The organism is Undibacterium parvum, from assembly GCF_003955735.1.
Classification (GTDB): domain Bacteria; phylum Pseudomonadota; class Gammaproteobacteria; order Burkholderiales; family Burkholderiaceae_D; genus Undibacterium; species Undibacterium parvum.
On sequence record NZ_CP034464.1, the window covers coordinates 2521680 to 2547458 of the forward strand.

At 50.8% G+C, this 25779-nt stretch carries 22 protein-coding genes; 11 read left to right on the forward strand and 11 right to left on the reverse strand.

Annotated features, from left to right (window positions below):
* Positions 1-11: 11 nt before the first annotated feature.
* The 7 genes from EJN92_RS11000 to EJN92_RS11030 all read left to right on the forward strand — a co-directional run bounded on the left by EJN92_RS11000 (position 12) and on the right by EJN92_RS11030 (position 5434).
* Positions 12-440 (forward strand): YybH family protein, encoded by a 429-nt coding sequence (locus EJN92_RS11000; protein ID WP_126127867.1) that lies wholly within the window; start codon positions 12-14, stop codon positions 438-440.
* 52 nt (positions 441-492) lie between these two features.
* Entirely contained in the window at positions 493-1902 is a 1410-nt protein-coding gene (locus EJN92_RS11005; protein ID WP_126127868.1) for a heavy metal sensor histidine kinase, read from the forward strand.
* Positions 1903-2017: 115 nt separating this feature from the next.
* Entirely contained in the window at positions 2018-3268 is a 1251-nt protein-coding gene (locus tag EJN92_RS11010) for a TIGR03862 family flavoprotein (protein WP_126127869.1), read from the forward strand.
* A gap of 77 nt (positions 3269-3345) precedes the next feature.
* Positions 3346-3690: a PilZ domain-containing protein gene (locus tag EJN92_RS11015; RefSeq protein WP_126127870.1), complete on the forward strand. Its 345-nt coding sequence runs from the start codon at positions 3346-3348 to the stop codon at positions 3688-3690.
* A gap of 74 nt (positions 3691-3764) precedes the next feature.
* Positions 3765-4286 (forward strand): YbaK/EbsC family protein, encoded by a 522-nt coding sequence (locus tag EJN92_RS11020; RefSeq protein WP_126127871.1) that lies wholly within the window; start codon positions 3765-3767, stop codon positions 4284-4286.
* On the forward strand, positions 4283-4504 hold the full coding sequence (locus EJN92_RS11025) for a DUF1289 domain-containing protein (protein WP_194074930.1): 222 nt from the start codon (positions 4283-4285) through the stop codon (positions 4502-4504). Before EJN92_RS11020 ends, EJN92_RS11025 begins: the two co-directional genes overlap by 4 nt.
* Positions 4505-4510: 6 nt before the next feature.
* Positions 4511-5434, forward strand: a complete 924-nt coding sequence (locus EJN92_RS11030) for an MBL fold metallo-hydrolase (RefSeq protein ID WP_126127872.1) — start codon at positions 4511-4513, stop codon at positions 5432-5434.
* Between the two features lie 78 nt (positions 5435-5512).
* On the opposite strand, the gene EJN92_RS11035 is transcribed toward EJN92_RS11030, so the two are convergent.
* The 9 genes from EJN92_RS11035 to EJN92_RS11075 form a co-directional block, all read right to left on the reverse strand.
* Positions 5513-6136, reverse strand: coding sequence for a glutathione S-transferase family protein (locus EJN92_RS11035; RefSeq protein ID WP_126127873.1), 624 nt, complete (start codon positions 6134-6136; stop codon positions 5513-5515).
* Positions 6137-6317: 181 nt separating this feature from the next.
* A complete protein-coding gene (locus EJN92_RS11040) occupies positions 6318-6974 on the reverse strand; it encodes a response regulator transcription factor (protein WP_126127874.1) in 657 nt (218 codons plus the stop codon).
* Between the two features lie 104 nt (positions 6975-7078).
* Positions 7079-9133, reverse strand: coding sequence for a sensor histidine kinase (locus EJN92_RS11045; RefSeq protein WP_170174895.1), 2055 nt, complete (start codon positions 9131-9133; stop codon positions 7079-7081).
* 43 nt (positions 9134-9176) lie between these two features.
* On the reverse strand, positions 9177-10019 hold the full coding sequence (locus tag EJN92_RS11050; protein ID WP_126127876.1) for an ROK family protein: 843 nt from the start codon (positions 10017-10019) through the stop codon (positions 9177-9179).
* Complete coding sequence (locus EJN92_RS11055) at positions 10019-11725, reverse strand: glycoside hydrolase family 9 protein (protein WP_126127877.1); 1707 nt, start codon at positions 11723-11725, stop codon at positions 10019-10021. The genes EJN92_RS11050 and EJN92_RS11055 overlap by 1 nt, the downstream gene beginning before the upstream one ends.
* Complete coding sequence (locus EJN92_RS11060; RefSeq protein WP_126129883.1) at positions 11722-12834, reverse strand: ABC transporter ATP-binding protein; 1113 nt, start codon at positions 12832-12834, stop codon at positions 11722-11724. The genes EJN92_RS11055 and EJN92_RS11060 overlap by 4 nt, the downstream gene beginning before the upstream one ends.
* A gap of 45 nt (positions 12835-12879) precedes the next feature.
* A complete protein-coding gene (locus EJN92_RS11065) occupies positions 12880-13725 on the reverse strand; it encodes a carbohydrate ABC transporter permease (RefSeq protein WP_126127878.1) in 846 nt (281 codons plus the stop codon).
* Positions 13718-14635 carry a carbohydrate ABC transporter permease gene (locus tag EJN92_RS11070; protein WP_227869514.1) on the reverse strand — a complete coding sequence of 306 codons (918 nt, stop codon included), beginning with the start codon at positions 14633-14635 and terminating at the stop codon, positions 13718-13720. Before EJN92_RS11070 ends, EJN92_RS11065 begins: the two co-directional genes overlap by 8 nt.
* Before the next feature lie 126 nt (positions 14636-14761).
* A complete protein-coding gene (locus EJN92_RS11075; protein WP_126127879.1) occupies positions 14762-16117 on the reverse strand; it encodes a sugar ABC transporter substrate-binding protein in 1356 nt (451 codons plus the stop codon).
* 569 nt (positions 16118-16686) lie between these two features.
* Here EJN92_RS11075 and EJN92_RS11080 point away from each other — a divergent pair.
* Positions 16687-19302 (forward strand): TonB-dependent receptor, encoded by a 2616-nt coding sequence (locus tag EJN92_RS11080; RefSeq protein WP_126127880.1) that lies wholly within the window; start codon positions 16687-16689, stop codon positions 19300-19302.
* A gap of 121 nt (positions 19303-19423) precedes the next feature.
* Positions 19424-20638 carry a DUF5009 domain-containing protein gene (locus EJN92_RS11085; RefSeq protein WP_126127881.1) on the forward strand — a complete coding sequence of 405 codons (1215 nt, stop codon included), beginning with the start codon at positions 19424-19426 and terminating at the stop codon, positions 20636-20638.
* A gap of 9 nt (positions 20639-20647) precedes the next feature.
* Here the strand turns inward: EJN92_RS11085 and EJN92_RS11090 are convergent, their stop codons facing one another.
* Positions 20648-21802 (reverse strand): MFS transporter, encoded by a 1155-nt coding sequence (locus tag EJN92_RS11090; protein ID WP_126127882.1) that lies wholly within the window; start codon positions 21800-21802, stop codon positions 20648-20650.
* A 498-nt stretch (positions 21803-22300) separates the two neighbouring features.
* On the opposite strand from EJN92_RS11090, the gene EJN92_RS11095 reads away from it, so the two are divergent.
* Entirely contained in the window at positions 22301-23251 is a 951-nt protein-coding gene (locus tag EJN92_RS11095) for an IS30 family transposase (RefSeq protein ID WP_126127584.1), read from the forward strand.
* A gap of 245 nt (positions 23252-23496) precedes the next feature.
* A complete protein-coding gene (locus EJN92_RS11100) occupies positions 23497-24342 on the forward strand; it encodes a chitosanase (protein ID WP_126129885.1) in 846 nt (281 codons plus the stop codon).
* A gap of 124 nt (positions 24343-24466) precedes the next feature.
* Here the strand turns inward: EJN92_RS11100 and EJN92_RS11105 are convergent, their stop codons facing one another.
* Positions 24467-25753, reverse strand: coding sequence for an HD-GYP domain-containing protein (locus EJN92_RS11105; RefSeq protein ID WP_126127883.1), 1287 nt, complete (start codon positions 25751-25753; stop codon positions 24467-24469).
* Positions 25754-25779 lie beyond the last annotated feature (26 nt).

The following is a 25779-nucleotide window of genomic DNA, read 5'->3' on the forward strand; positions in this document are numbered from 1 at the left end:
GGTGAAAAAAGATGTATAAGCCTTATTTATGCTTAGTTTTTTGGCTCTTCAGCGGCCTCGCTAGCGCCAATGAAGCTAGCGAAGTAGTCAGCGAATTTTATCGCGCAATGCCTAGCGGTGATCTTGCCAAAGTAAACGAATTATTATCACCAGAGATCACTATCTATGAGTCAGGTTATGTAGAACGATCTCGCGCTGAGTATGCAGCACATCATTTGCCTGAAGATATAGCCTTCGCCAAAGCCTCAAGCCGCAAGGTTAGGCAACACACTGAGAGAAAAGATGGGAATTTCAGCTTTATCTTGGAGGAGACTGAAACCAAGGTCAAAATAAAAGGCAAGAATGTCACCATTCTAGGCACAGAAACCACCGTCTTGCAAAAAATTGATGAGCAGTGGCGCATCGTGCATCTGCATTGGTCATCACGGAAACCTAAGTAAGTCCTATACGTTTATTTATTAAGCCACCAAGTATCCAGACGCTCACCAAATAATGATTAAAAACGTACAAAAATTTCGCAAAATTTCCCTTACTCTACGCCTGACTATACTCTTCGCTTGCCTCTCTACCACCGTGTTACTGATGCTAGGTGTATTGGTTGGAGCCTCAGAGGAAGAGCATTTTATAGAGCAAGATATGGAGTTGATGAGCGGAAAATTAGACTTGGTCGCGCATCTACTGGATAAAACCCAGGATAGCTCAGGTCTGGATAACTTGGCGGGCCTGCTCAACGATTCCCTGGTTGGTCACCATGGCTTGTCGGTGGTGATTTTGCAGCCGGACGGCAGTACTCTCTTTGCTAGCCATGATGCGCAATTTCCCGCGAGTTTATTGGATAGACGACTAGTCAAAAAACATCCCATGCCGGTAACTTGGCAGCAAACAGTTTCCTCTGAGCGTATTCCTATGCGCGGCATTTCGGCCTTGCTGCCTTCCGGCATCGCAGGTAGCACTCCCTTGCTGGTCGCGCTCGCCGTGGATATTAGCCACCATGAACATTTCATGGCTTCCTTCAGAAAGACGCTTTGGCTGGCTGTCGGTATCGCCGCCTTAGTGGTGAGTATACTTGGCTGGGCGATAGTAAAACATGGTTTGGCTCCACTACAGGCAATCCGTCAGGGGGCTGCCGGGGTGACTGCGGATAGTCTCAATTACCGGCTAGGCTTGGAGGCGATACCCGTAGAACTGGCGGACTTGGCAGAAAGCCTGAACAATATGCTGGCGCGCTTAGAGGACTCGTTTCAACGGTTAAAAGATTTCTCTACCGATTTGGCGCATGAGTTACGTACCCCTATCAGCAATTTGATGACGCAAACCCAGGTCGCGTTGTCGCGTACCCGCAGCGAGGAAGAATACCGTGAAGTATTGGCTTCAAATGTAGAAGAATATGAGCGTCTGGCGCGCATGATCGCTGATATGTTGTTCTTGGCACAGGCCGAAAATGGCTTGATCGTGCTGAATCGAGAAGCGGTTGATCTGGCCAAAGAGATAGAAAAATTATTCGATTTTTTCGATGCTCTGGCGGAGGAACGACAATTGCGGCTCTCATTGGTGGGGACGGGTCACTATCATGGCGACAAACTGATGTTGCGCAGGGCTCTGGCTAATCTTTTATCGAATGCGATCCGCCATTCCCCCATTGCTGGCGATATACAATTTTCTATCGATCAGAAAGAGCAACAGACCATTATTCGAATTCGCAACCAGGGAGAAGCTATTCCTGCTGAGCACATCAGCCATATTTTTGATCGTTTTTACCGTGCCGATCCTTCGCGCCACAGTAATGGTGAAGGCGCCGGCCTGGGCTTATCGATCACACGTTCAATTATTCTGGCTCACGGGGGTGAGATTTTTGTGGAATCAGGACTGACAGGTGTTTGCTTTGAAATCCATCTGAAATAAGTGAGCAAGCGCGTAGCGCAGTAAAAATTTCAGCATGTTGATAGTCTGCCTTGCTTAGGTAGAAACCAAGCATAGGGCTTAAAATGAGCGCCTTCATAAATTAAATTTCCTTTCTATGTCAGACTCTTTCACACCGCAAGTTGCTATCATTGGTGGCGGCCCCGCTGGGCTAATGGCCGCCGAGGTACTCAGTAGTGCGGGTGTGCAGGTCGATGTTTACGATGCCATGCCTTCCTTGGGACGGAAATTTTTACAGGCTGGGGTCGGCGGTATGAATATTACCCATAGCGAAGCGTTTGACACATTTTGTACTCGGTATGGCCCACCTCAGGCGCAGGCTCAATTGCAGGCGGCGCTAGAACAATTACCACCAACGGCGCTGCGCGCTTGGGTGCATGGCTTGGGCATCGATACCTTTGTCGGTAGTTCGGGTCGTGTTTTTCCTACCGAGATGAAGGCTGCGCCTTTGTTGCGTGCCTGGCTGCATAGACTGCGCAGCGACGGCGTGCGCTTGCATGTTCGTCATCGCTGGTTGGGATGGAGCGAAGATGGCGGATTACGCCTGGCTAACCGCGAGGGTGAAATTACGCTTTATCCGCAAGCCACAGTGCTGGCCTTGGGCGGTGCCAGTTGGCCACAATTAGGATCGGATGCGGCCTGGGTAACATACCTACAGGAAAAAACGCTTGATATCGCGACTTTGCAGAGTGCAAATTGCGGCTTCGAGGCCACTTGGAGTGCACATTTGAAAGACAAATTTTCTGGTGCTCACATCAAATCGGTGGCGCTAAGTTTCACCGATCCAGAGGGACTGAGCGAGACACGTCAAGGCGAGATGGTGCTCAGCGCCCATGGCGTGGAAGGTAGTTTGATATACGCTTTTTCACGACGCTTGCGCGAAACGATTAATCTACATGGCAGCGCCACTTTTACACTCGATCTGGCGCCTGGACGTGATGCCGAACGCATCTTGGCGGAAGTGAGTCATCCACGCGGATCGCGTTCACTGTCTAGCCATTTGCAAAGCCGCGTAGGTATTTCTGGCGTTAAGGCCGCATTGCTACACGAGTGTTTGACGAAGCAACAAATGCCCGATCCCAACACGCTGGCAGCGATGATTAAGGCCTTACCGATCACAGTGCACGCCACTCGCCCGATTGCCGAAGCGATCAGTACTGCCGGCGGTGTACGTTTTACCAGTTTGGATCAAAACCTCATGCTCAAGGCTGTACCTGGTGTATTTGTGGCGGGAGAAATGATGGATTGGGAAGCGCCTACCGGTGGTTATCTGCTCAACGCCTGTTTCGCTACGGGAAAACTAGCGGGTTCTGGTGTGCTGGAGTGGTTGGCACGCACAAAAAGTTGATCTAGTTAAGTTGAAACAAGGAAAAATTGATACAATCGCATGGTTTCTATAAATAATTTTGCGATTGTATTTTGTCTATGAGTGATTACCGTTCTAAACCCCGTTCAAATGTCTCATGGCGCGCAGCAATTTTGGTTTCGGAAGGCAATATTGTTGCGGCAAAAGTAATCAATTTTTCTGGCGGCGGGATACAACTACAGTCTCCACGCTTATTGAAAGATGGTCAGACTTATCAAATGATGATGGAAGTTCCTGATCAAAGAGATGCCTCACTACGCACCCAGGTCGTGTGTAAGGCAACTTGCTTGTATGCCTTATTGAGTGGCGACGAATACCGTTCAGGAATGAAATATTTTGATGTTCCGGCTCAGCATAGAGCCTTATTAGAAAGCTGGGGCGGTAAAGTTGCACTGGCCGCTTAATCCCTGAGCTATGCCCCCTCTCAGCAAGGGATAAGCCGCTGTGTTATAAATGGCGATCATTTCCCATGCCTATTATGACTAATCATCAACTTCTTCCCGAGAGTGCCCAGCGTGTCGCTGACTTGTTGCACTCCATGCAGCATCCTCACCCTATCGTCCTATTGCCGGAAACTGGCAAGACCTCGGCGGAGGCAGCCGCAGGCTTGGGTTGTCGCGTTGCCGAAATCGCCAAAGCTATTGTGTTTCGCCGTCTGTCCGACAATGCTGCCGTGATGGTGATGGCGAGCGGGATTAATCGCGTCGATGAACAAAAAGTAGCTGCCATCGTTGGGCCACTGGCTAAGGCGGATGCCAAATTTGTAAAGCAAAAGATAGGTTATGCCATTGGTGGTGTTTGTCCTATCGGGCATGTAGAAAAAACCGTGATGCTGATCGATAGAGATCTCATGCAATACGCCAGCTTGTGGGCGGCGGCAGGACATCCACATGCAGTTTTTCAGCTAAGTCCAGATCAATTGCTGGCTATGACAGGTGCAACACTGGCCGATATTGCACAAAATTTTGAACCACAGCAAGACGTGAAAGTTTTAGCATGAGTATCTTGTACGAATACGATCCCGATAGCCCGCTAGCGATGAGTGCTAGCGAAGTACCATCGCCCTGCATAGGAATTTGCAAAATGGACGAAGAGCGCAAGTGGTGCTCTGGTTGTTTTCGCTCGATTCCTGAACTTACCGCCTGGAGCACCGCCAGCGCCGACAGTAAGCGTGCAGTATGGCGAGAGATCAAGCAGCGCATGTTTGTCAGCGCTTAAACAGCCATGAGCAATAGTCCGTCGATCAGCCTACCAGCTGGCATGCATGTGTTTGAACGTGGCTGGCTGTCGTCCAACAACATCCTGTTGATCGACGAGGCTAGCGCGACACTGGTCGATAGCGGTTATCAGACTCATGCGGAACAAACCTTGGCGCTGCTGCAAGCCGCGCTAAAGGGACGAGAACTATCGACCCTGATTAACACCCATCTGCATTCGGACCACTGCGGCGGCAATGCTTTGCTGCAAAGCGTTTATGCATGTCGCACCCTAGTCCCGATCGCTGAGCTAGCGGCCGTTAAAGAGTGGGATCAGCAATTGCTCAGTTTTGCGGCCACCGGGCAGCGCTGTGAGCGCTTCCGTCAGGATGGCTGCATCTCACCCGGCGATACCTTCAGGCTGGCAAATTTAGACTGGCAGGTACTGGCTGCGCCTGGGCATGACCCGCACTCTATGATGTTGTATTGTGAATTTGAGGGGATCTTGATTTCTGCAGATGCCTTGTGGGAGCATGGCTTCGGTGTGATTTTTCCTGAGCTGGAAGGCGAATCTGGTTTTGCCGAGCAGGCAGCGGTATTGCAATTGATTTCAGAATTAGATCTACGCCTAGTCATACCCGGGCACGGTGCGCCCTTCACTGATGTCACCGCAGCTCTAGACCGGGCACACAGCAGGCTCGCTTATTTATCGGCCGATAGCTGCAGAAATGCGCGCAATGCCCTGAAGGTTTTGATCGCTTTTTTACTACTGGATCGACAGCAATTTTCCTTGCAAGAGATACAGCAGCAACTACGCGCCAGTCGATTAATGGCAGCCGCGGCAGCGCAGCTAGCGATACCTATCGAACTACTTATTGAGCAACTGGCCAACGAGTTAGTAAGCAGCGGAGCTGCCAGCTTAGAAGGCGAAATTCTGAAAAATGCGCGGTGAATTTATGTTCGACCTGATTAGATTAAGCCTCATTCAAAACGCAGTCTAGTGAGTGCCAGTCTAAGTTCGCTAAGCTTGCTAAGCTAGACCATTTCTACCATGCAGCAGATAAGCCTCACGCTGGCTCAGCAGTTCATAGTAGGCCTGCACGGCGGGCAAGACCGGGTGCTCTAGTGGCGCTGCCATCCAACGGTGTACCGATAAGCCCAGTACGATATCGGCCAGTGTAAACTCAGCACCATTGACATAGGCAGCAGTGCTGGCCAACTGCGCATCGAGTAATCTCATATGATGCGTCCATTGCGCGATACCAGCGCTTAAGGCCACTGGGTCTGCGTGCGTAGGGCTAAGCCGCACTAACGCCATGAAGGCATAGCGCCACGAGTTATTCAGCTCAGTGGCCTGCCAATCCATCCACTTCTCCACTTGCGCTCTGTCAATTGGCTTGGTAGGCAGCAAATCGGTGCGCTGATGTTTGCTCGCCAGATAGCGGCAAATGGTATTGGATTCCCATAGAGTCGCGCCCTCGTCCTGTATTACCGGAACCATGCCATTTGGATTAAGCCCTAGAAAATATGCCGTATCGGTCGCTTGCGCGCCGGATCCCCATTGTTCAAGCTGATAAGGAATGCCGATCTCAGCACAAGTCCACAGAACTTTGCGCACATTGATAGAGGATGATTTACCGAGAATTTTTAACATGATAATTACGTCATTTAATTGTGTGGTGTTTGCCACTATACAACAAGCTGGCCTTAGGGAAAATCGGGCACCTAGCCTGAGGCGCATATTCTATGCGGCTTCCCAGCCTATCTTGCCTGTAGGCCGCATGGAATATGCGCAGTGGGCCTATGCCATTTTCGCTTATGTTTGCATAGGATACTCAAATTGACTGCCACAGGCTGGGCGGGATGTCGCGTAATTTGGCGACTAGTTCCATGCTGGTGTGTACCTTAAATTTTTGGCAGATATGCAGTCGGTGGGTTTCTACCGTTTTGGTGCTGATATTTAAATGCGCGGCGATTTGTTTGCTGAGATAACCTTGCACGATTTCACTTAAGACCTCGCGCTCGCGCACTGTCAGCTCGGCGATCTGTGTACTTAATCCGGCTTGCGCCTGATAGCTGGCGCGTGCCAGTTGATCCGTAGCGATGGCCTTGGCGATGGCGTCGAGTAAAGTGCGATGGTCCACCGGTTTTTCTAAAAAATCGGCGGCTCCTTGCTTTAAGGCGCGTACCACTAGCGGGATATCGCCATGGCCGCTGAGAAATAACACGGGTGGCAAATATTCGGGCTGGGTGCGATTGCGTCGGTTCAGCTCTTCAAATAATTCTAGGCCACTCATGCCGGGAATGCGGATATCGACTAGTAAGCAATTAAACTCTGCCGGACAGGCGAGTTCTAGAAAATCGCTGGCTCGTTCAAATTCGCTAAAACGCCATGCGCGTGTCTCCAAGAGCATGGCGGTGGAGCTACGCACACTCATGTCATCATCAATGATGGCGATGTGTGGCGTGGTGATGATAGAAGCTGAATTCATAGTCTTGCAAGCTTATGGTTGATAGCAATTTAGCGCTTTAGCGCGACAGCCTTAGTTTAGAACAGGCTAGAATTTAGCCCAATTTTAATGACAATTTGATGCTTTTAATTTTCTTGCTCACATTTTTCATCAAAATCAGCCGTACTGATAGCTAGCCTGAACTTAAAACTGGCACCGCCACCTGGAGTAGGTTCCGCCCACAAGCGCCCACCGTGGCTCTCTATCACAGTGCGGCAAATCGCCAGGCCCAAACCCATACCCTCAGTCTTGGTGGTGTAGAAGGCTTGAAACAATTTGTCCGCGTCGGCTATACCGGGGCCATGATCGATGACACTCACGATCACATTGCCTAGTTCGCGCTCGATACGCAGCAAGATTGGCTGCGCAGGTTGCGCTGGGGGCAGTGTGGCTAAGGCTTGTACCGCTACGGCTTCTATCGCATTGCGCAGTAGATTAAACAGCACTTGTTCTAGCATTACGGCATCACACTCGATCAAGATGCTGGTCTCACTGAGTTGTATAGAAATTTTACTCTGGTTTCTTTGTAACAGAGGCTCGAGCAAGGCCATAGGTTCGCTCAGCAAGTCGCATAGATTATGGCGGGTATGGCTGTTGCTGCGTCTTTGTATGAAGCTGCGCATGCTATGTACGATTTGCCCGGCGCGGCGCGATTCTTCGCCAATGCGGCGCACCGCTTCCTGCACTTTATGCTTGGCGGGCGGCTCGCTATCGAGAAAACAATCGGCGGCAGCCGAGTAATTGGCGATTGCTGCCAGCGGCTGATTTAGTTCATGTGCTATGCCTGAAGCGAACTCGGCCAGGCTGGCCAGGCGTGAACTGCGCTGTAATAATTCATCTCGTTCGCGCGCCATATTCGCGGCCAACTGTTCGGCCGTGATGTCATACAGGGATGCCATCCAGCCGCTAGGATGACCGTCGCCATCCACCAGGGGCGAGGCAAACAGTCTGACTGAAAGCAAGCTGCCGTTGGCGTGCAGAAAATGAAGATTGCGCCCATTCGCTGGGTTGTCGCCATTTAGCATGGCAAGATGCGCCTGTTCACATTGCACGCCACTATCTGTTTGCAGACTCGGCCAAAACGGGTAAGGCGCGCTACAGCCTAACAAGCTTTGCTGCGCTAATCCCAGCAGTTTGCACAGTGCCGGATTGGCGTAAATGATGCTAGCCTTGGCATCAAATGCCAGCAGGCCGGTGGCTAAGGAATGCTCCATCGCTTCACGAAATCGAAGCTCCTTGGCTAATGCATGTTGTACCGCCTGTCTTTCTCTTAACCAGCGCTGTAAAATCCTGAGTAAAAAAATCACCAGTAGTCCCAGCAATACTACCGCCACTGCCAGCCAGGCCAGCAGCGTTTTCGATTGGCCGCGATGATGCGGGCTGGCGCGTAAAGACAGGCCGCTATTCATTGGGCCGAAAGCGAGTTTGTAAATATCGGTATACGTATCGCTGTTGCCGCCGTCTTGGCTACCATCACGTGGTGATAATTGCTTATTGTCGCGATCCAATAGGCTAAGATCGTAGCGCTGCACAAACCACCAAGGCACCTTTTGCGAAAGCAATTGATCCAGATCGTAAGTTGCCAATAAACTGCCAGTGCGCTCGTCCTCGTTTTTCACGGGCACCACCAGTACCCAGAGTGGCGCATATTGTTCGATTACCTGGCTATACACGCTCAGGTCCAAATCGCGGCTATGCCGTATCGCGTTGCCTATCAAGGGGTCACTCAAGGGGGGCAGCCGCTCCGGGCGCTCGGTATAAGCGGGGAAACCAGCTAGACGGGCGCCGTCTTTATCCAGATAGTCGATAGACAGCAGCGCTGGATTTTCTTTCATCATGCCGGCGATACGCGAAGAAAATTCCTCTAAAGCCTTGGCTGTAGATGCTGGCTTGCTAGCGGCGCTCGCCGGTAAGTCATTGGCCCAGTTTGCCAGAATATTTTTATTTCCTTGCAGCGACTCAGCGATGCTTTGTTCCAGCCATAACAGGTCGAGAGATAATTGGCGGGCGGCAGCGGCGCGTTGTTCGGTGTACCAGTACCAGCCCAAGGTGGTTGAGACAAACAGCAATCCGGTCAACAGTATCGAGGCGCTTAACCACGGCCAGCGATTGCGCAAAAAATAGTCTGTTGCCTTAGGCATGAGCCACATTCCCTTGTCGATTTTAGCTAGCACCAAAACGATGTCAGCGCTTGCTAGCGTAAGCCGCCGCTCCGTATAGTCCAGCATCATGCCCCAAGCTAGCTGCGACTAGTTGACACTGATAGATGGGCGGGAATTTTTTTATCTCGTCTTCTAAGCGTTGCAGATAACCGACACGCAAACCAAGGCCACCGCCTACGGCTACTTTTTGTATGCCTAGCATGACCACCAAATCGGCTATTTTTTTTGCTAATTCCCGGATGCCGCTACGATACAAAGCCTCGGCCTTGCTATCGCCAGCATCGGCAGCATCGCATAATAATTGCGCATTCGCATAGCCATTTTTTAGGGCCAGTTTAGCTAAGGCGCTGCCTGAGGCCAGATCTTCCAGCATCTGACCGTTCTCCGTGAGGGTTTCGCCTAGTTCGGCCTCATAGCCATTGCTTGCCAAATGCAGGCGCCCATTTAACACTAGGCCAGCACCAACTGCGGTCGAGACTGTCACAAAAAGAAACTGTTGGCAGCCGCGCCCTGCGCCAAAAACATATTCACCCCAGGCTGCGGCACGGGCGTCGTTGATCAGGGACACTGTATGCGTGGTTTTTTCTGATAAGGCGCTAGCCAGAGGGAAATTTTTACATCCACGCAAAATATTTTCATTCTCGGTGTGTATGCACTCACCCACGATGAGCGCAGCAAAGGCTATGCCTATCGGTGCCTCTATCGTGCTGATGGGCGCATACAAACCCAGCATAGTTTCTAACATCGCATTCGGCCCTAGCTGGGCTGGAGTTGGCGCCTCGTCACGCCAGGCTATTTTTCCGTCTTCAAATAAGGCGATCCGGCTATTTGTGCCGCCGATATCAAAGGCAATTACCTGATTCATCACGGCTCCTCACTCGGTAATTGCTGCGCCAGTGCGTGAAATAACCAGGCACCATGCGGTATCCATTGCTCACTCCAACGCCATGAATGCATAGGTTCGCTCTGCTCAGGCATACGGAAATCGATATCTTCCTCATTGTCTTGACCAGAGGTGATGCCATTGCAAACGCCACCAGGAGCGTTCCAAAAGCCCTTGGCATACTGAGGATTATTATGCCCGAGACCTTGCATCATGCAGGCATCGAAAGGGTTAAAACCAAAAATCCAATCCAAACAAGAGCTGGCATATTCTTCCAGTTCTGCGCACAGTTGCTTATCTGCGACCAGATGTTTGCTAGCCAATTTCGACGCTGATGCCAGCGAGCCCAGTCTGGCGTTTTCGCCTTGCCACCAATAGCCGCTTTCATTTTGATGCGGAATAAAGAATTGATTGCGCCCTTCCTGACCCGGCATCGCCACATGCTGGCGTGGATAACGGAAGGGGTTGGAGCTTGCATGCAGGCTAATCGCAATTTCGTGGCGCAGGCCAATTTGCAAGCCGTGTATGCAGGCCGTGAACATGGCCGACTCTGGCGCGACTTCCATCCAGCGCATTAAGGCGAGGTAAGGTAAACCAGCTTCGGCCGCATGGAAATAACTACGGGTTTTTTCATCATTCGCCCAAAACCAGCCAGCCTCACTCTGACGACTCAGCAAATTCTGCGCACGCCGCTCGGCTGCCGAGGCGTATACCGATTTTGCGGTGGCGGCGAATAATTCACAGGCTGCCAGCAGCGCGCAATAATCGTCAATGATGTTTTCTGTGCCGTCATCCAAATAGCTAGTGTTATGCACTTCAAGATGGGCAAAGGCGCGTTCGGCTGCAGTCAGATAGGCGCCGCGCGTATAGCTGCCATCACGCTGTAACTGGCTGGCACGTGCCAATGCGGCGATCGCGCTGCCGGCACCTTGACGATAGCCGGATTGATAGCTGTCAAACTTATGCCCTTGCTGCGTGGTGTAACTGCAAATGTCGCGCTGTTCTACGTCTTTGCTCCAGCGATCAAATACGGTCATGTAAAAATAGCCAGCGGGGTCTAACATGCGCATCAAAAAATCAGCTCCATGCAGTGCTTCATCCAGCATGCGGTCTTCTAACCAGACTGATTGCCTGGGCATACGGGCATAGCCATCCAAGAGATTCCACACCACTTGCGGGGTTTGTTGTGGATTCATGAAGTTGGCATAGGACAGATGCGACAAATATTTAGAGGCGTCGCCGGAAGCATCATACCAACCACCGTGCACGTCCACACGTTGTGCGCTGCCGAGCTTTGGACGCGCATAATCGGCCGCCTCGAACATGCCACCGCAACGTTGTGATTTTAAATAATGCACCAGATCCGAAATATGTTGGCCATCATAAATCGCCTCAGCAATAGCAAATGGTTGCGACATCAGGGGCGGGCTGATTCCGTCAACCAGGAGGGAAAATTTACCGCTTTGCTGTAAGGCGCTAAAGTCTGCTTCAAAAAATAGCCAATCACGCCATTGCGCAACCGCACCCAGCGCTGTTAACGGCCCCTGAAACACGATCTGTCTAAGATCCGCATCGATCACAGAAAACTGCATTGCTGACAGTGTATTGAGATCTTTTTCACTGCAAAGCAGCAGGGCCTTTTTTTTCGCTAGACTTTGATAGCCTAGATGATTGTGGAGAATTTTCATGTGCTTTGTATCAGACGTGGATAAGCGTTGCCGGCATGATCAAATACCAGACAATGTTCGGGCGCTAGATGTATGCCTACGCTAACGCCATAAGCTAAAGTGGTATTGCGATCGGATAGTTTCATGCACAGAGTTTCTTGGATGCCAGCCACTTCCAGATAAACCAAAATTTGATCGCCTAAATGCTCTATCAGGCTGACGTTGGCCTTGATGGCAGCGCTTTCACCGGCGGCCGCTAGTCTCAGGTATTCTGGGCGAATTCCTAATTTTACTTGCGATCCAACGGCGGCATGACTGGCATTAACCAAGGCCATCACGGTACTGCCGTTGTCCAGACTTAGATGCGCCACCGTATCACTGGCGGTGACTAGACTCGCGTCCAAAAAATTCATTTTTGGGGCACCCAGAAAACCGGCGACAAATAGATTGGCTGGATGGTCGTACAGCGCCAAAGGGCTACCGACTTGTTGTACCACGCCAGCATTAAACAAGACGATACGATCAGCCAAGGTCATCGCCTCGACCTGATCATGGGTCACGTAGATCATGGTGGTGCCAAGTTTTTTATGCAGTTTAGAGAGTTCTATGCGCATATTCTGGCGCAAAGAAGCGTCCAGATTCGAGAGTGGCTCGTCGAACAAGAATACTTTTGGCTCGCGCACGATGGCGCGGCCTATGGCAACCCGCTGGCGCTGGCCACCGGAGAGTTCTTTCGGTTTACGCTCCAGCAGATGTGTCATTTGCAAAATCTCGGCGGCCTGCTTCACCTTATGCGCCACTTCTGCCTTAGGTATGCCCGCCATTTTTAAGGCAAAGCCCATATTTTTTTCTACGCTCATATGCGGATACAGGGCATACGATTGAAACACCATGGCAATTCCGCGTTCTGAGGCATGTACCTCATTGGCCAGGACTTCGCCTATATGTATATCACCGCCAGAGATATCTTCTAGCCCGGCGATCATGCGTAATAGTGTCGATTTGCCGCAACCTGAGGGGCCGACAAAGACCACAAATTCTCCATCGGCGATCGCTAAATCAACCGACTGGATAACTTGCACATCGCTGTTGTAGCTTTTGCTGATGTTTTTAAGTGTGACTGAAGCCATCATTTTCCCAAACAAAAATAGGTGAATTTTTAGACGTGGCGGGGACTAACCCTTGACTGCACCGGCCGCCAACCCTTTGATAAAGAAACGCTGACAGGCGAAAAAAGCCAAAAGCACGGGTAAGGTAGAAACCGTTGCGGCCGCCATCATGAGGTCATAGCGATGTTGAAATTGGCCATTAAACAGACGGATACCCACCGGTATGGTTTGCACCTCCGCCGAGCTAGTCAGCATCCAGGCAAAAAATAATTCATCCCATGCCAGCAAAAAAATGAAGGTGGCGGTAGCAATGATGCCAGGGGCGCTGATAGGCAGCACTATCCTGACGAAGGCACCGAAGCGTGAGCAACCATCGATGATGGCTGCGTCTTCCAGTTCGCGCGGGATGGACATAAAAAACCCACGCATGATCCAGATACTGGCCGGTGTAAACAAGGAAACATATAAAAATATCTGGCCGTGATAAGTATTGAGCATGGGAATACCCCAGGATTCGCCCATATTTTTATACAACATATACAGCGGCAAGAAAAACAGCATGCCCGGTATCACCTGGGTCACGGTAATGGCAATGCTGGCGGTATCCGAACCCCGAAAACGAAAACGAGCCAGTGCATAGGCGGCAAAGGTGGCGAACATGGTGGCAAACAAAGTGGTCCAGCCACACACGATCAGACTGTTTAGGAAATAATTCAGAAAATCGACGTTGAGCCACATGTCGCGATAATTCTCCCAATGCAGGGCTTGTTCTGAACTTAGTTGTGCACCTTCGGTGATTTCGCCAAAACTGCGCAAAGAGGACAGCACCATCCAGAAAATCGGCAGCAGGCTGAGCAACACCACCGCCCAGGTGAGGGCATTTAATAACAAATTTTGTTTACGCTTATTCATCGTTGGCCAGACTCCGTTTAAAACTGCGCATCCACACAGCGACAAAGATCAGCATCAGCGTCATCATGATGAAAGAGACTGCCGCACCCTGACCAAACATCCAATAACTAAAGGATTGGCGGGTTAGTAAAGGCATTAAGAGGTCGGCCCATTCGCCGGGATAGCCGCCACCAAACATCATGGAAACGATATTGTAGGAATACACATTGTCGATAAACTGGAACATGAATTGAATCACGATCACCGGTTTTAGTATCGGTAAGGTGATGTGCCAAAACTGCCCCCATTTGCTGACACCATCAAGCGTTGCGGCCTCGTACTGATCTTCCGGTACGGCTTGTAAAGCAGCTAAAAATAGCAGCATCATGACAGGCCAGGCACGCCATACGGTAGGGATGACTATGGCCCAAAAACTATTCGCACCCAATAGCCAAAATGGTTTTTCGTCTAATAAATGCAAATAATCGACTAACACCACATTGACGATACCGACATCGCGCTGCCACATAAAACCCCATAAGCTGCCGACCACGTAAGACGGTACGATCCAGGGCAATAACAGCAAGGTGCGCGCCACTCCTTTAGCGGGAAAATCGCGGTTGAGTAGCACCGCCACGGCTAGTCCTATCACGATTGCGGCGATCGACACTACCAGCGTGTACAAGAGTGTATTGCGCAACGCAAAACCCAGGCCAGCGCGAATCGGACTATGTCCTTCAAACAGAATGCGGCGATAGTTATCCAGGCCTATGAAGGGGGCGTCGAGAAATTGATTCAAGGTGTATTGATTCAGTTTTAACAGGGACATATACAATCCCTGCAAGATAGGCGTCAAATTGACGGCGAGCATCATCAGTATTGCGGGCAATAGCAATAGATACGGAAAGGCATGAAAGGGTTTTTTACGCACGAGTAGCTCTTGAGTGTAAATAATAGGTAGATAGTGAGTCGTGCAGCGTCACTGCGGCAAATCGAGTGCGCGACTCTATAGTCACGGCAGCCGCGCTATTTATTTGTTAGGCTTGCGACGCTGTGACTACTGCAATTCCGCCAGCACTTCGTTGGCTTCTTTGGCAGTCGCATCTAGGGCTTGTTTGATGGCGAGATTGGAGTATTTGCCTTTGACACCGGCCACGATATCAAACATGCTGCCTATATTTTTTAGATAGACAGACTCCAGCGGGCCCCAGGCCGAGATTGACGGGTAGTGGCGACCATTCTTAATCTGACCAACGAATTCGGCGTAGTGTAGGTTCGCCATCAACGAGGGGTCATAGGCCGCATCGATGCGGGTAGGCAGCATCCATGACATTTTGGTGTAATTGACTTGCGCTTCACGGCTGACCAGATAGCTCAGTAACTTCCATGATTCTTCTTTGTTCTTGGATGATTTCATGATGGCCAGATCAGAGCCTGCAAAAAAGGTTTGCTGTCCTTTTAGTCCGGCAGGATAGGGTGCTACCGAAAAATTATTTGCGGTGACACTTTCTAATTGCCCGCCTTTGGATTTTGGCGTGCTTAAAGGCTTGAGTATCCACGGCCCGGTAAAAATAACCGCGTATTGACCATTAAAAAAACCGGTATCTATCTGTGCCGAATCTTTTTCTAAAGACGCCATAGGTACCAGACCTTCGACCGCAAAGCTGGTGTAGTAATTGATCGCTTGCAAGGCTTCTGGCGAATTGATGGTGGATTTTTTCTTGTCAGCGCTGAGTAAATCACCACCAGCATTCCAGATCCATGGCGCCAGATTGTGCACTACGCTCATATCATTTTTGCCAGGGTAGCCGAGTGCCGCGATTTTTTTCCCATTGATCACCTGGCCATTGATTTTTTGCATGGCTTGTTTAAAACTGCCCCAGTTAGCAAAGGCATCTCTGGGATTAATGCCGGCAGCTTTAAACACATCGGTGCGATAAAACGCAGCGCGCGCCTCTGCATACCAAGGGATAGCGTAGATTTTTTGCTCGTCGTAACGGTGAGTGGAACTCCACACCGCCGGGAAAAAGGCTTTGGCGCCGCCGACGCTGGCTTGTTGTGCATCACTGATTTGTTCTAGTGCACCCATGGATGAAATCGCGGCGACCCAGGTGGTGCCTAGCTCTAATAAGTCCGGCCCCTGGCCAGAAGCTGCCGCTGCCGTTATCTTGGTCCATGCTGATTCCCATTGCAAAACCGTGACATTGACACGCAGGCTGGGGTTTTTCGCCAGGTAGGGACGCAGCAACTCTTTCATGTCGCTCTGTTGTTGTTCGGTCGTTGCCATGACCCAGATATTGAGTTCGCTTGCTTGCAGCGCTGGCGCTGTCAACGCGAGTGTTAAGCTAAGCAGAAATAGTTTCAGCTTGCCGGGTTTACTTAATTTTTTGATGTTCTTAGGGCTGCAAATCATGCTGTCTCCTGGCTGGTTTTTTTTAGCCCATTTTGGTGGCTAGTCTATTCTATTTTTAGGGCACTCATTAATGTCTGCGCAATGTCTGCGTAATGTCTGTAGCAGGCATCTCGCTTGATTTGATGCGTGCACACCACAATGAGGCTGGTACTGAGTCTAAAGTGCAGCGCGCTTAGTGACAATCCAGAGATCTACCTTAGTGTCTAAGTAGATTTACTCATTTCCCTCTGAGTTTGCGGCCACAGGCGCGAAATTTATGGCATAAAAATTTCGCGAAAGCATCAAAATAAGTGTTAAGTAAGTAGATTTACTCATAGATCAGGGTAGAAGTCTGGATTGTCGCTGCGGGCTGCAATAGATAAATTGCGAGTTGAGGCAAATTGCTAGCACTAAAGCTGAGCAAACGATGCATCACTAGTTTTCAAAATCAGTATCAAAAGTTGAATATCAAAAAAAGCTGCAATTTAAAAATGGCGTGCGCTGTATTTTGCAAGACAGCGCCAAGGTCCAGCATAATTAATGAGAGTTTAGGAGAGACAATGTTACATCTGAGGACAAAAAAAACACTGATGAGTGTCGCTGTCGCGAGTGCCTGTGGCTTGCTTGCCATGCCAGCCTGGACGCAAGAAGCTGCCAAGAACAGCGATGCGAATAAAGAACAAATTGCCGAAGTGCAGGTGAGTGCTACCCGCCATTCGACATCTCTGTTGCAAACCCCGGTAGCCGTGACCGCTATCACACAAGAAAGCCTGACGCGTTCTGGCATTACCGATGTGCGTGGACTCTCGGGATCTGTGCCGAATTTACAAATCTCCACTGGTGCCGATTCAGGTGTGCAGATGGCAATCCGCGGTGTGAGTTCAAATAACTTTACCGAGATCGGTGATCCTGCCGTTGGCTTACATGTAGGCGGCCTGTATTCACCAAGGCCACAAGGCGCGATGGCGCTGATGTTTGATCTGGAGCAGGTCGAAGTCTTGCGCGGCCCTCAAGGTACTTTGTTTGGTCGTAATTCGACTGCCGGCAGCGTGAATATTATCCCTGCCAAACCGGAGTTTGGCAGCAGCTATGGCAGTACCGAACTCGATATCGGTAGCTATAATCAACGTCAGATTAATGTAGTTCAAAATATTGGCGTCAACGACAGTTTGGCGCTACGTGCCACCTTTATGAAAGTGAAACGCGATGGCTGGATTAATCAAACTCAGGATTTTACTGATGTGGATAATCCCGATCACGGTTTCCATGCCGATGGCATCCCGGATGTAGATCAACGCCAGAACAGAAAAGTCGATAAGGCCAATTTCTATAATAATAAGGATGAGTGGGCTGGCCGCCTGTCGGCACGCTGGGCCGTCAGCAAGGATCTGGAGTGGACACTGTCTTACGAAAAATTTCAAAATTCGGGTGCCGGTGACATCAGCTTAAAAGACTGTGATCAAGCCGCAGGTACACGGTTTGCCTGCACTGGTGGCAAATGGGATGCCAAAGTCAATGTGCCAGGCATGATAGACATGTCTATCGATACCCTGCGTTCCAATGTGATCTGGAATCTCAACAAAAATAGCAAGATAGAGTACGGTTTTGCGCATGCGATACAGCAACGCAAACAACAAAGCGATGATGATGCCGGTTATCACCCGCTGGCCAGTCAGGTCACCGCGCAATTGCCGGTGGCTGCAGATGCCAGTGATCAGGCGATCTGGCCAGTCATCGACAATACCTCGCGCACTTTAGATTCTAAGTATGTGTCGGATGTGCATGAACTACAATTCAAGCAAAATTTTGATACGCTGCAGTACGTGGCAGGTGCATTCTGGATGCACGAAAAAAATCAGATCAATTACGCGCAAGAGCAATTGGTCACTGCGCCGTTTGGCTTCCCTACCAGTCAGTACTATCAGCAGCCTGATCGCCAGATCGATGCCAAGGCTCTATATGCGCAGGCCGATTGGAAGTTCGCTCCTAAATGGACCGCAACGATCGGGGGCCGTTATAGCTGGGATAGCAAAGCTGACAAAGGTGGCACCGTGTACGGCGGTTGGGACGGTTCCAATCCTGCGTATTACAATAATCTGTATCAGCCTGGCACGCCAGGCGATGCCAATTTCCGCGCCCATAACGCTGCTGATTTGACGACAGGTATGGGGCCGCTGGCAGGAACCGGCGCTTATGCCAATTATGGAACACCGGCGCAAAACGATCACTCGGAAAGTTGGAAGCACTTCACCTATCGTCTTGGCCTGATGGCGCAGATTACTCCTAACGATATGGTCTATATCTCGCTGTCGACCGGTTATAAATCGGGAGGATTTGGCGACAGGGATGATATCTGTGGCGAACACACTTGCGTCAGCGGTCCGGTTGGCCCGCAGTACAGCTTCTTTCCGTATAAGCCTGAGACCGTCACCAACTTAGAGCTAGGTTACAAAGGGAAATTTCTGGAAAATCGCCTGAGTCTGGCGGCAACCCTGTTCTATAGCAAATACAAGGACATGCAAGTGACGGGCAATTATTTTGCCAGTCGTATCATTACTGATGGACCCTGTCCTGCAGATAAGCCTGGTTGTGCCATCGTCGAAAAATGGCAGACCACCAACGTAGGCGTAGTCGATATCCCAGGTCTGGAGTTGGAGATGGATTACAAACCATGGAAGGGCGCACGCCTGGGCGGATCTTTCTCTTACATTAACAGTAAGATCAAAGACTATCCATCGTATAGCGATACCTGGAATTGCGGTGTACGTGCCGAGACCGGTGCCGCGCCTTGTCCCGAGGCTTACACTGGCGCCAATGCCAATCTGGCTGGCCGTCAGATTTATGACATCACTGGCAATCACTTGCCGTTGGCACCTAAGTACACTCTCGGTTTGAATTTTTCGCAAAACTTTGTGCTTGAGAATAATTATGTGATCGTTCCCTGGATCTCTATGAAGTGGCAAGACAAGATGTACTTCACTTTGCGTAATCTGGATAACTCACATATCTCGGATGCGCAAGCGGCCTTCACCAAGGTCGATGCCTCAATCAAGCTGATCGCGCCTAAGAATTGGCATGTGGAAGCCTATGTCTTGAATCTGACCAATAGCATGACTAAAAATTCCGCAACTGACGGCGGCGGTTTTGTCAAAGCGACCTGGAATGATCCACGCGTGTATGGGGTGAGAGTTGGTGTCGATTACTAAACGGGTTATCATTATTTTTTTGGCGTAAGCTAAAAAATCTCTAAAAAGCGCGCCCTTATCAGGAGCGCGCTTTTGCACTTCCAGCGCGAGGCGCTGGCTATCAAAATTGAAGGATATATCGATGAGTGTTGCATCATCCAACCACGCCAAGCTGCAACTGCGCAGCGGGCGTATCAGTTCTATCGACGTGTTTCGGGCCTTGACGGTACTGGTCATGATTATCGTCAATCAGTGGGGCGGCGTGCAGGGCTTGCCGAGCTGGATGAAACACATGCCAGCCGACGCCGATGCGATGAGTTTTGTCGATGCGGTTTTCCCGGCTTTCTTATTTATTGTCGGTATGTCGATTCCCTTCGCCTTGCAACAAAGACTGACTTTAGGCGACAGTTGGTGGCAGCGGCTAAGCCATGTGTTGCAACGTGCCTTGGGTTTGGTCGTGATAGGCGTGTTTATGGTCAATGCCGAGGATGGCTATCACAGTGCCAGCATGTTGCTACCAATCGCAGCCTGGGCCTTGCTTAGTTATCTGGCAGCGTTTTTGATCTGGGGCAGTGTCAGCGGTGGGCCTGCACTGAGTATGCCGTGGCGCGTGGCGGGCATGGGCATATTGCTGGTGCTGGCGCTGCTGTATCACGGCGGCGCTGAAGGGCAAGATGGTATGACTGCGCAATGGTGGGGTATTCTGGGTTTGATCGGTTGGGCGTATCTGATCGCCTGTATTTGTTTTCAACTATGCCGTGGCCGCCTGCCTTTACTGTTTGTTTGCCTTGCGCTGTGTCTCGCCTATTTTGTTGCGCATGCTGTGCCAGAGATCGCAGCGCAGCCTGTGTTAGCAGCCCTGTTTAGCCAACCTGGCCATTTTTCTCATACGGCGTTGGTCTTGTGCGGCTGCATTACTGCGTTAATATTTTTTAATCAGGCGGCACAGAAAAATAATCGGCAACGCTTTACCGCTGCCATTGTGTTTGCCATAGGTTTGGCTGTGCTCGCTACCCTGATGCGGCCTGAATATAAGATTTCTAAAATTTATGCGACACCGAGTTGGGTCTTATACAGTGCCGCGATCTGCGTCTTGATTTTTTGCGCGCTGTATCGCTGGATCGATGTAGCTGGGCACGCCGTCTTGCCGCGCTTATTAGCGCCGGTGGCCGCGAATCCTTTGATCGCTTACCTGATCCCATTTATCCTCGGTGCTGCGCTGCAGCTAGCGGAGTTGAACTTGCCAGCGATACTCAATAAGCCCGTGCCAGGTGTGCTGTATGCGCTAGGTTTTGCATTGGTATTGGCTTTGCTGGTGAAAAAAATTGCCAAAGCCGGCATCCGTTTGCGCATATAAACCGGTGGTTTAATCCCAGCGTACTTTGCAGGTGCCGGCGGCGACTAGCCATGCCGCCAGCGCAATCACTGCCATGCCCCAGGAAAAACTGCTGGCGTGGGCGATAAAGCCGATCATCGGCGGTCCCATCAGACCGCCGATAGAACCCATGGTGGTCACCGATGCCAATGCCACCGGGCCATTTTTGGCCGCCGCTGTGTACACACAGGGCGACACTGCCGCTATCCCTAAACCAACCAGGGCAAAGCCGAGCAAGGCCGGGATCAGGCCGCCGAGTAACAAGGCCATGGCTAGCCCGCTACCAGCTAATGCGCCACCGATAGTGAGCATGCGCTGCGCGCCCCAGCGCATGCGCCAGCCGTCACCAAACCAGCGTGCCAGTAACATCGCCCCAGAGACGCAGGCGATGCCCAAGGGGGCTAATTCTGGGGCCACCCTGACCACCTCTTTCAAATACAGCGCCGACCAATCTGACATAGAATTTTCGACTACCGTGCCGCACATGACGATAGCGCCCAACCACAAGGCCAGCGTGTTCGGCCAGGCGATGCGCCAGCCGCTTTTGGTCTCAGAAACCGCTTTGTTAGGCGCACGCAAGGTATCTGCGACCAAATACGGTAGCGCCAGTATTACCGCAGCCCACAATAAAGCCGCGCACAGCGCAAAATGCAGCAACAGGCTAGCGCTAAAACTAGTGATCGCCGAGGCAAACAAGGCGCCTAGCAAACCGCCCAGACTAAATACCGCATGCAGGCGCGACATGATGGCGCGCTGCCCCAGCGTTTCCACCGCGACGCCTTGCGCATTCATTGCCACATTCAAGCAACTCACCACCAGCCCTTCTAGCGCCATCACCAGCATCGCAATCTGCAAATTCTGGACTAAGCCCAGGCTGAGCAGTAGTAGCGGCAGCAAAGCGCCAGTCAGCATACACAGGCGGCGTGAGCCCAGACGCTGCAGCAAAACGGTCGTGACAGGAAAAGAAAATACCGCACCCAAGCCACACGCGAGCAGCAGCACGCCGACCTCGGCGGCGCTCAAAGCCAATTGGTTTTTTAAAGCGGGGATGCGTGAAGCCCAGCTACTGAAATTAAAACCCAGAACCAAAAACAGCGTGGCCACCGCTAACTGGCTGCGGCGTAAAGCAAGGGAAGGGCTGATCACTAAATATCCTTAATTTCAAAACGGAACAGGCAGAGTAGGGCAGAGCAAGGCATGATAAGCCTAAACCCGCGCTTGCGGGAAATGCCTGCGGCAGCCAAGTAGCGCCAACAAAAAAACCCGCGTCTTGGGGAGCGCGGGGAACTTGGAACAGAGCGCTAACAGCTGCCTACGCGCGATTGCCAGGCAGTGTATAAGTTTTGAAAAAAATCAGCAATCCAGATTTCTACCCGGTGCGCCAAGTAGTTTTACCGATAAGCGAGGGCGTGCAGGTAAAGATGCCGGTGATTGTGCCTCAGCAGCAGAGCCACAGCGAAGATCGGAAACGCAGATCCACGTTAGAAATCCAAAGGTGGCCTGCCCGCTCACGTATATTCCATGCGCCTCTCCAAGCACATATGCGAATTAAAGTTCGAATTGCGACGGCATAAGGATAGAAATACAAAGATTTTACTCGTTACAGGAGTACCTTTGTATTGTTCTTAACCCAAGGAAATCGCAATGGAATTTACTCACCTCAGAGCTAAACAGCGCTCGCAAATTGAACGCCTGCTAGCGTCAAAAACCAGCGTAAGCAAGATTGCCACAGTAGTTGGAGTAGATCGTTCAACCATTTATCGCGAGATCAAGCGAGGCAAAGTAAATCAAAAATACAACGCCCTCGCGTCCAATGAAAGAACGCTTAAACGTATTGCCAAAAGCGCGGCCAATCATCCAACCAAACCGAAAGAAATCTGGCCGCTGGTGCGACATTTATTAAATCAGGAATGGTCTCCAGACGAAATCAGCGCACGTTTGCGCATTGCTGGCAGCGAAGAGAACTGGTCTATCAGTCATCAAACGATCTACAACTGGATACGGCGTACCAAGAGTGCTTTGAATAAAAAATTACGTCGCTATCAGCTTGCCAAGGTCTGGAAGCCCGCCAAATCTAGCTATCCGGCCGGTCGCAAGAGTATTCGACAGCGTCCCAAAGACGCGCTGGCAAGAGAGATTGCCGGTCACTGGGAGGGCGACACCATCCGCGGACAGTCACATCATCACTGCCTACTCACCTTGGTCGAACGCAAAAGCTTGTACACCAAAATCTCGCCCGTCTTGCAAAAGACGGCCATCACTGTTGCCGCTGCGGTTGGTAAGGAACTCAATGGATTACCCGGCCTTTCACTGACCTTAGATAATGGCTGTGAATTTGCGCACTTCAAAGACATGGGCTTACCGGTCTTCTTTGCCGATCCTGGTCGCCCTCGGCAGCGCTCCCGCAATGAAAATACCAATGGTTTGATCCGTCAATACATACCAAAAAGAATGCGTCTGAAGACACTTTCCAGGGCGCGCATTCAACACATTGAAGACCGCCTGAATCATCGCCCCAGAAAAACTTTAGGCTACAAAACGCCACATGAAGTACTATTTAATTTAACACCTAATTCCGTCGCATTTCGAACTTGAATTCGCAACATAGGCCTGCGAGCCGCATGGGATATGCGCGCTGGCATGGGTAATCTAGAATTGTTTCACTTAGTGTGTGCAAGTCGATCGCTCAATTTTCACAAGTGGATTTACCTAAAGACATCAGTAGATATCCGGATCGACTGGCAAGTATGGGATAGGTAGGATAGATTTTGATGGGATAAATTTCCCATCAAAAATCTTATAAATCAAAGATGAAAATTTATCCAGAGGAGAATAGTTTGATGAATACAAAATTAAGGAAAGTCGCTCTTAACCTGAGCCTAAGCTTATTGAGTGCGAGCGCTTTGCTTGCCTGTGGCGGCGGGGCGGTATCGGAACAGGGCACGCAACAAGCGCAGGCACTTGCGGGGAAACTTAGGACTAACTCTGTCGATCTCAACGAGGCGACTAAAAAAGAGCATGCTCAACAAATTGTAGCTGCGGCAGAAAACAGTACTTTACTCTGGCGTACCAGGTTCGAATACATAGAAGACATCAAAGATGAGCGTGGCTACACTGCCGGGATAATTGGCTTTTGTTCTGGTACAGGTGACATGCTAGCTATCGTGAAAAAATACACAGCCCAATATCCTGGTAATGGTCTCGCATCTTATTTACCGGCGCTGGAGCTGGTCAATGGTAGTGAGTCACATGAGAGGCTGGATCCTGATTTTCCGGCGGACTGGAAACGTGAAGCCGCGCTGCCTGCTTTTCAAGCTGCACAAATAAAGGAACGCGATGACAGCTATTTCAATCCATCGGTAAGCGAGGGGAAAAAAGATGGCCTACGCGCACTTGGGCAATTCATTTATTACGACGCTGCAGTTATGCACGGGATGGACGAAGTGGAAAAATTTCGTGCCAGAGCAATCTTAAAATCCCCCACCCCAGCACAGGGCGGGAATGAAGTTAGCTATCTGTCCGCCTTCATGGACGAACGTGTCGCGTTTATGGAAAGTGAGGAGGCACACAAGGGAAATATAGACCGAGTGCAAGACGGGCCGCGTAAATGGCTGGCAGCGGGTAATCTGGATTTGAATACACCGCTCAATTGGCGTGTCAACGCGCAAGATTTCAGTATTCCTTAGTCCCCCTAAACCCTCAAATCGTCATCAATTTAAGCACCTCTGCCAACACGCATATCCCATGCGCTTCTTCAAGCACATAGGCCTGCGAGCCGCATGGGATATGCGCGTTGGCAGGGCGGCTAGTTTAGTTTTTGCGGCTAGTGCTTTTACTGCTCTCGAAAAAATAGCTCATGCGCTGGCGCGGGCTGAGGTAGGCGTAGACTTCTGGCTGCAATTGTTTGGCTTTCAGGCTGGCGCGTATGCTCAGTTCCGGTTCTTCGCTGAGATTGAGTATGATGGCTTCGTCTTTGGGGACGCTGGGGTCGTAGATCAAGACGCTGGGGCGCAAAGGCATGCCGGCGCTATTCGAGACTACCATGCCGGGCGTGCCATCGCTTAGTTCCACCAGCGTGCCGGGCGGATACACGCCCATGCAACGGATGAACATATTCAGTATGGCGGGGTCGTATAGTTTGCGCTGCTGCTTAAACATATACGCCAGCGCTTCATACGGTGTCAGACTCTCGGCTGGATTTGGGTGATTGCATAATTTATCGTAGGCGTTGATGATGCAGGCGATGCGTGCCAAACGCGCGATCCGCTCCAGCCGTAGTTGCTGCGGATAACCGCTGCCGTCGGCGTATTCATGGTGTTGCAGAATGATCTCGCGGGCGGCTTTCGAGAGCCCCATTTTTTCGGCGATCGTCACGCCATACTGACAATGCTGTTGCAGCAGGTTTTGTTCGGCGCGGCTGAGCTCGCTGTGCTTATTGACGATGCGATCCGGGATTTCTATCTTGCCTATGTCGTGGAACAGGCAACCTATGCCCAGGGCTTTAATGTCTTCTGCTGGCAGGGCTAATTCTTTACCCAAAATCATCGCCAACACCGAGACATTGAGTGAATGATAGTAGGCGTCTTCGCCCGCCACTTTGTCATTCATGACATGGATCGCGACGCTCATATCGTCCACCAGCGCAGCCTGCATTTGCCCGATTAAATGGTCGGCATCCTGGCAGGCATCTTGCGGCCTGGAAAATAGTTTGCTGGCGATATTTTTGAAGGCGGCGGCGGTCTTGATGAACTCTTTTTCACAGCGGGCGATCGCCGCGCGTTCTTCATTGAGCTTTTCTACCCGGTTTTTTTTGCTTTCGATTAAAGCGATCTCTTCAGCGCTAGGGCTGAGCTCTGTGCTGGGTGGCGCGAGCTCGCTAGTAATGCTTTTTGCCAGGGGCGGGCAATCGCTACGCGCCGCTTCAATTCGTATGCTGCTCAGCCCTAATTGTTGGAGTGCCGCGATTTGTGCCTGATTCTTAATTTTAAAACTATTGCGGGCGAACGAATGTTCTAGCCAAGCTAAATCGAGATGCACGTACAGACCGATGCAGAGTTGATCGAGATCTATGCTAGTAGTAATCGGGACTGTGGTCATTTTTAAGTGCGGCTAAGGGGATAGAC

Bases quoted from the DNA above. Each gene is read 5' to 3' on its own strand.
- EJN92_RS11000 (WP_126127867.1), top strand. From the start codon at position 12: ATGTATAAGCCTTATTTATGCTTAGTTTTTTGGCTCTTCAGCGGCCTC.
- EJN92_RS11005 (WP_126127868.1), top strand. From the start codon at position 493: ATGATTAAAAACGTACAAAAATTTCGCAAAATTTCCCTTACTCTACGC.
- EJN92_RS11010 (WP_126127869.1), top strand. From the start codon at position 2,018: ATGTCAGACTCTTTCACACCGCAAGTTGCTATCATTGGTGGCGGCCCC.
- EJN92_RS11015 (WP_126127870.1), top strand. From the start codon at position 3,346: ATGAGTGATTACCGTTCTAAACCCCGTTCAAATGTCTCATGGCGCGCA.
- EJN92_RS11020 (WP_126127871.1), top strand. From the start codon at position 3,765: ATGACTAATCATCAACTTCTTCCCGAGAGTGCCCAGCGTGTCGCTGAC.
- EJN92_RS11025 (WP_194074930.1), top strand. From the start codon at position 4,283: ATGAGTATCTTGTACGAATACGATCCCGATAGCCCGCTAGCGATGAGT.
- EJN92_RS11030 (WP_126127872.1), top strand. From the start codon at position 4,511: ATGAGCAATAGTCCGTCGATCAGCCTACCAGCTGGCATGCATGTGTTT.
- EJN92_RS11035 (WP_126127873.1), bottom strand. From the start codon at position 6,136: ATGTTAAAAATTCTCGGTAAATCATCCTCTATCAATGTGCGCAAAGTT.
- EJN92_RS11040 (WP_126127874.1), bottom strand. From the start codon at position 6,974: ATGAATTCAGCTTCTATCATCACCACGCCACACATCGCCATCATTGAT.
- EJN92_RS11045 (WP_170174895.1), bottom strand. From the start codon at position 9,133: ATGCCTAAGGCAACAGACTATTTTTTGCGCAATCGCTGGCCGTGGTTA.
- EJN92_RS11050 (WP_126127876.1), bottom strand. From the start codon at position 10,019: ATGAATCAGGTAATTGCCTTTGATATCGGCGGCACAAATAGCCGGATC.
- EJN92_RS11055 (WP_126127877.1), bottom strand. From the start codon at position 11,725: ATGAAAATTCTCCACAATCATCTAGGCTATCAAAGTCTAGCGAAAAAA.
- EJN92_RS11060 (WP_126129883.1), bottom strand. From the start codon at position 12,834: ATGGCTTCAGTCACACTTAAAAACATCAGCAAAAGCTACAACAGCGAT.
- EJN92_RS11065 (WP_126127878.1), bottom strand. From the start codon at position 13,725: ATGAATAAGCGTAAACAAAATTTGTTATTAAATGCCCTCACCTGGGCG.
- EJN92_RS11075 (WP_126127879.1), bottom strand. From the start codon at position 16,117: ATGATTTGCAGCCCTAAGAACATCAAAAAATTAAGTAAACCCGGCAAG.
- EJN92_RS11080 (WP_126127880.1), top strand. From the start codon at position 16,687: ATGAGTGTCGCTGTCGCGAGTGCCTGTGGCTTGCTTGCCATGCCAGCC.
- EJN92_RS11085 (WP_126127881.1), top strand. From the start codon at position 19,424: ATGAGTGTTGCATCATCCAACCACGCCAAGCTGCAACTGCGCAGCGGG.
- EJN92_RS11095 (WP_126127584.1), top strand. From the start codon at position 22,301: ATGGAATTTACTCACCTCAGAGCTAAACAGCGCTCGCAAATTGAACGC.
- EJN92_RS11100 (WP_126129885.1), top strand. From the start codon at position 23,497: ATGAATACAAAATTAAGGAAAGTCGCTCTTAACCTGAGCCTAAGCTTA.
- EJN92_RS11105 (WP_126127883.1), bottom strand. From the start codon at position 25,753: ATGACCACAGTCCCGATTACTACTAGCATAGATCTCGATCAACTCTGC.